Raw genomic sequence first — 5,752 nt, forward strand, 5'->3', positions numbered from 1 at the left:
GCTGCGCGGGATTTATACCGGCGCCGAGCCGAAAATCGACGAGACGAATCTGTTCTTCCATTGGAACTATCTCAATGAGGAGCAGAAGAAGCAGCCCGGCGGACGCCAGGACCACACCGGCATCTACGTCATCGGCTTGCACCGCGCGGCTGAGGCGGCCCGGGTGTCCCGGGACATCGATGCGCTTTTCAAGAACTCGATGGCGGAGACGCTGACCGAGACCGAGAAGGCCTTTCAACTCGGGTTCGTCGCCATGACGGAGGCGATCTTGATGGTGGGTTCAAATAGTATCGCTGTTCGTGATCGCCATCATCCTCGCCGTGGCGGCGAACACGATGACGATGGCCGTGCGGGAACGGAGGCGCGAGTACGCCACGCTGAAAGCCCTGGGATTCGGTTCCAAACACGTGCTTGGGCTGATCATGGGTGAATCCTTATTCCTGTCCGTCTCCGGCGGCCTGCTCGGGATCGGCTTGACCTTTCCGGTCGCGAAGGTCTTCGCCGCACGCGTCGGGACCCTGTTTCCGATTTTCACGGTCTCCACCACGACCATCGCGTTGGCGTTCGGGGCGGCCGGGCTGGTCGGGCTTGCGGCCGGGTTGTTCGCGGCCATCGGCGCCAAGGAGTCCCTCGCCTCGGCGCTGCGAGACGCCCCCTAGTCCTACTGTGTCACATGTCGATCAAGGGATGCCATGGGAGGCGGAATCGGGCGAAAAAGCGGAGTTTACACGGGAGTAAATGAGCATTTTGAGCCCGATTCCGGCGAAGCAGAGCGCCCTTCAGCGAGTTGTGACACAGTAGGACCAGTGGCCGTTCCGTTCTATTACATTCATCGCAATCTCCGGGCGCGCCGGATAACGACACTCTTGACCATCGGGGGAATGGCCTTGGTAGTGTTCGTCTTCGCGACCATGCGTATGCTTGCCGAAGGCATCGAGCAAACCTTGGTGGAGACCGGCCGTGGCGACAATGTCATGGTCATTCGCCGTTCGGCGGAAACTGAAGTGCAAAGCAGCGTGGATCGCGAGCAGGCAGCGATCGTCGAGAGTCTGCCGCACATCGCGCGTGGACCCACGGGAGAGCGCTTCGCTTCGAAGGAAACCTTGGTGCTCCTGGTGCTCGCGAAGCGCGGGAGCGGGAAGCCTTCGAATGTGACCATTCGCGGGCTATCAACGCCGGGCTTAGGGCTGCGGCCGCAGGTTCGCGTGGTTCAAGGCCGAATGTTCCGGCCGGGAACGTCTGAAATCATCGCCGGCGTCAAGATCGCCCAGGGCTTTGGCGGGACCGGCGTCGGGGAGCGGATCCGATTGGGCGGTCGAGAATGGACCGTGGTTGGGCTCTTCGATGCGGGGAACAGTGGCTTCAGCTCGGAGATCTGGGGCGATGTCGATCAGTTGATGCAGGCGTTTCGCCGCAACGCATACTCCTCGGTGATTTTCCGGCTAGCCGACCGGCATTCCTTTGCATCCGTACAGCTAAGGATCAATAAGGACCCGCGCTTGACGCTCGAAGCCCAGCCGGAGATCGAGTTCTATGCCGACCAGTCGGAGGTGATGTCGAATTTCTTAAGTATATTGGGGACCACGCTGAGCATCACGTTTGCGATCGGCGCCGTGCTCGGAGCGATGATCACCATGTACAGTTCGGTGGCCGAGCGCACCTCAGAGATCGCCACCCTGCGAGCTTTGGGGTTTCGCCGGCGCGATATCTTGTCGGCGTTTATCACCGAATCGTGTCTCCTCGGTCTCGTCGGAGGCACGCTGGGGATCTTGCTGGCCTCCTTGATGCAGACAGTGAGCGTCTCTACCATGAACTGGCAGACCTTTGCAGAGTTATCGTTCGATTTTACCTTGACGCCGGCCATCGTGATGGAATCCTTGGTTTTCGCCCTCGTGATGGGACTCGTCGGCGGATTGTTACCCGCGTTGCGCGCCGCCAGGCTGCGGATCGCCGAAGCGCTGAGGTATGCGTGATTAGCCTCCGCGGGCCGGAACGAAAGGCGTCGTACCGGCATGGATTGCCGGTATCCAGAGGACAGGGACGTTACCTTGAACGTCATCCTGAACGTGTGGGTTCCGGGATTCCCTGCCGACTCGCGGGATCAAAGCGACGCATCCAGAGGACTGACCATCCCGCGCCCGCCTCGGTTGAGCACGTGGGTATAGATCATTGTCGTGGAGACATCCGAATGCCCGAGTATCTCTTGCACGGTGCGGATATCGTATCCGGCTTGCAGCAAATGCGTTGCGAACGAATGCCGCAACGCATGCGGCGATACCGGCTTAGGAACGGCGGCAGTAATCGCCGCTTTTTTCACCGCACGCTGTAACGCCTTCTCATCCACATGGTGCCGCCGGCGCTGCCCCGATCGTGGATCCGTCGAAATCGATCGCGCTGGAAACACATATTGCCAGGCCCATTCGCGCGCTGCATGCGGATACTTCCGGGCGAGCGCATCGGGAAGATAGACCTGACCCAAGCCGGCCTCCGCATCGTCCTGATGCAGTTGCCGCACGCGCTCGAGATGGCGCTGCAGCGGGGCCACGAGGGTTCCCGGCATCATAGTGATCCGGTCCTTCGACCCCTTGCCGTCCCGCACAGTGACCTGCCGCATCTCGAAATCGAGGTCCTTGACCCGCAAGCGCACCCATTCCATCAGCCGCATGCCGGTGCCGTACAGCAAGCGGACCATCGACCCGATGGTACCGTCCAGCCGAGCGAGCACGGCATGGACCTCCGAAACCGTCAAAACGGTCGGCAGCCGTTGGGGCCTTTTCGCGCGCACGATCTCGTCGAGCCAAGGCAGCTCTGTTTCCAACACCCCTTGGTATAAAAATAAAATTGCCGCCATAGCCTGATTCTGTGTCGATGCCGACACGTTCGGTCAACGGCTAGATGGGTCAAGAAGGACTCCACTTCTGCTGCTCCCAGCTCGCGCGGATGGCGTTTGTGATGAAACAAGATGTAACGCTTGATCCAATCGGCATAGGCCCGCTCGGTCCGAATACTGTAGTGGAGAAAGCGCAAACGCTGGCGAACTTGGTCAAGAAGACGGGGCGTTCGTGGTGCGGGATCCGTTGCGCCCGCACCGTATGGTGCATTCCGTGGCATAATTGAGTTCCTATTCAGAGGGTTGTATGCTGCGGGCCGTGATTATACACCAATTCGTTTATTGGTTTAGACACCAAGTGGTGTCGAATTTAAGTTAGACCTCCTTCACAGTTCCTATGCCCACTCGCGTGACCGTTCGGGACGAGCCCACATACGGATTCCGTCTCAAGTTCCATCTTCCGCCGGGCCGGATCTTCGCAGGCGTCCACCCACGGCGTCGCCTGCACTTGGGCGACATTGAAGGCCGCGTCTATCTAGTGCAACTGCCGAAGCCAAAGCGCAACCGATTTGGTGCACGGACAAGATATGCAGTTGTAGGCAAGGGGTTCCCAACTCATTCTTCCGCCGAGGCAGTGGGGCAACGAGTTCAGGTGGCCCTGTCATTCCTTGCGGCAGAACGACGCATCGGGCTCGATGCTCAAAACAGAGTTGGTGCGGCCTTCAGCCAAGCCATAAAGGCTGACATGGCAGCCAAGCACGGCGTCCAGTTACGCGACGACATCCACGGACTTGACGTCTATTCCGAAGAGAAACCGGTAACCCGCATTGCCCTTGAAGCATATGGTTCTGTTACCCACAAGATTGAGAACTATGAGGAGCGCCTTCTCGCGTTCTTTCAAGCAAATCCAACGTTGTCTGCCAAGCAACTGCTCGCCCTTGATCTCTATAACTTGTCCCACTTCGAGGGAACGCCGAAGACTCGCTTCCTCACGCTTATCACCGTTGTCGAAGTGCTGTCGACCAGGCAACCGCGCACACCCGCTGCACGCTCAGTCGTGAAGAGCTTTCGCGAAAGCGTCAAAACCGCCGGCCTAACTGCCGCGGAGCGTAATGCGCTCTCCGACGCATTGAGCAACCTCAGCCGACAGTCAATCGGCGAGGCTTGTCGAGAGTTGGTCGCGCTCTGCGCCTCAGCTGACAATGTTGTGTACTTCACCAGCTGCTATAACGCCAGAAGCGACCTCGTTCACGCCGGGCGTACACAACGCGTCGAAGCAGTTGATCCGACGAAACTCGATGAACTCGTTTCCAACCTTCTCATTCGCTCTATCGCTGGAGAGGTCTAACCCTTCCATCGAACGGACACACAACGGCGGGGCACAATGTCTCACTCCGTCACGGGCGGTGCCGCCGTTGTGTGCCGCTCATGTCAAACGTTGGGCGTCTTTTACTTCAACCAGGGAGAAATACATGAAGCACACACTTGCAGCCATTTCGATGCTCGTCACAACAACTGCTCTTGCGCAGGAGTCCACGAGCAAGTCAATGCCGTTTGACCAGTGCCTGTTAGTGATTCAAAGGACCGCCACGCAACTTGGAGTCGCGCCAATTAACGTCGTCGAAACTACGGCCGTTCGCATGGTTAAATTCCCAACAGCCGACGGTTCAGTTCTAGTCACTTGCAGCAGGCCAGACCAAAAAATGGTGATGACGGTGTCAAAGAATTAACGTCCATCTCAGAGAGCTGCGGAATGAGGTTTTCAGTTATTTATTTATCCGCCCAATCGGGTAGCCGGGGGTGTTTAACCCCCAGCCCCCACAACACCCCGCATGCGGGTCCGCACGGGGCGTTTCCTTCGAGGTTTAAAGCAGCAAGATGAGCGGGTAATAGGGGACAATAGGGGACAGACCACCATATTTATGGTATTTTTGAGTGTGCGGGTTAACGATGATGTAACGAGGAGGTTCTGCCGATGCCCCGACGCTCACGACTCAGTCTTCCTGGGATTCCCTGGCATATCATTCAGCGCGGCAACAACCGCTCCGCCTGTTTTTTTGCCGAGGATGATTACCGGTTCTATCTGGATCGGCTGACCGAGCTGTCAAAGAAGTTCGGCGCTGCGGTGCATGCCTACGTGCTAATGACCAACCACGTGCACTTGCTTCTGACCCCCGAGCGAGCGGACAGCGCCGCGCTGACCATGAAGCACTTGGGCCAGCGCTATGTGCAATACATCAACCGCACCTATAAGCGCAGCGGCACCTTATGGGAAGGGCGCTTCCGTTCGTGTCTGGCTCAATCGGAGGACTATGTACTCGCGTGTTACCGCTATATCGAGCTCAACCCGGTGCGGGCGGGGATAGTGAGGCATCCGCGGGAATATCGCTGGAGTAGCTATCGGGCCAATGCCGAGGCCAAGGTGGATGATCTCGTGAGTGCCCATAAGCAGTACTTGCGCCTGGGGCGGGACCTGCGAGAGCGGCGCGAGGCGTATCGGGCGCTGTTCAAGGCGCATCTGGACGACACCCTAGTGACGCAGATCCGCGCGGCAACCAATGGTAACTATGCTCTGGGTAATCAGCGGTTTCAGCTTGACATCGAACGAGCGCTCGGTAGGCGTGCGACGAAGGGCAAGGCGGGCCGGCCGAGGACCCAAGCGCAGCACCCCAGTGAGCAGCTTGGCCTGCTATAATTTATAATATTGTGGTCTGTCCCCTATTGTCCCTTGTCCCCTATTGTCCCCTATTGTCCCCTATTATTATTCCTTTGTGGTCTGTCCCCTATTATTCCTATTATTCTCCCTATTATTCTCCTCGCCCTATTATTCTCCTCGGTGGACGCCAAACATCAGATCGTGGTCCATGCCGAGGCCTTCGGGGAGGCCCAAGAGCATGATTTATTAGTCCCGATGATTGAGGG

7 protein-coding genes are annotated in these 5,752 nt (G+C 58.1%); 5 read left to right on the forward strand and 2 right to left on the reverse strand.

From position 1 onward, the window contains the following. From M3436_18705 to M3436_18715, 3 genes are all read left to right on the forward strand, one after another. A partial coding sequence (locus M3436_18705; GenBank protein ID MDQ3566027.1) for a hypothetical protein occupies positions 1–430 on the forward strand: 430 nt, incomplete at its 5' end. Next, on the forward strand, positions 342–659 hold the full coding sequence (locus M3436_18710; GenBank protein ID MDQ3566028.1) for an ABC transporter permease: 318 nt from the start codon (positions 342–344) through the stop codon (positions 657–659). The genes M3436_18705 and M3436_18710, both read left to right, overlap by 89 nt. Positions 660–806: 147 nt before the next feature. Then, the gene (locus M3436_18715) at positions 807–1,973 is read left to right on the forward strand and encodes an ABC transporter permease (GenBank protein MDQ3566029.1); all 1,167 of its coding nucleotides are present in this window, start codon (positions 807–809) and stop codon (positions 1,971–1,973) included. 128 nt (positions 1,974–2,101) lie between these two features. On the opposite strand, the gene M3436_18720 is transcribed toward M3436_18715, so the two are convergent. After that, the gene (locus M3436_18720) at positions 2,102–2,851 is read right to left on the reverse strand and encodes an integron integrase (protein MDQ3566030.1); all 750 of its coding nucleotides are present in this window, start codon (positions 2,849–2,851) and stop codon (positions 2,102–2,104) included. Continuing rightward, positions 2,746–3,111 carry a phage integrase N-terminal SAM-like domain-containing protein gene (locus M3436_18725; protein ID MDQ3566031.1) on the reverse strand — a complete coding sequence of 122 codons (366 nt, stop codon included), beginning with the start codon at positions 3,109–3,111 and terminating at the stop codon, positions 2,746–2,748. The genes M3436_18720 and M3436_18725 overlap by 106 nt, the downstream gene beginning before the upstream one ends. 227 nt (positions 3,112–3,338) lie before the next feature. Here M3436_18725 and M3436_18730 point away from each other — a divergent pair, with 227 nt between their 5' ends. Together M3436_18730 and M3436_18735 are read left to right on the forward strand one after the other, a co-directional pair. Beyond that, a complete protein-coding gene (locus tag M3436_18730; protein ID MDQ3566032.1) occupies positions 3,339–4,178 on the forward strand; it encodes a hypothetical protein in 840 nt (279 codons plus the stop codon). 627 nt (positions 4,179–4,805) lie between these two features. Then, positions 4,806–5,525, forward strand: a complete 720-nt coding sequence (locus M3436_18735; GenBank protein ID MDQ3566033.1) for a transposase — start codon at positions 4,806–4,808, stop codon at positions 5,523–5,525. The last annotated feature ends 227 nt before the right edge of the window (positions 5,526–5,752 follow it).

Source organism: Pseudomonadota bacterium, assembly GCA_030859565.1.
GTDB lineage: Bacteria > Pseudomonadota > Gammaproteobacteria > JACCXJ01 > JACCXJ01 > USCg-Taylor.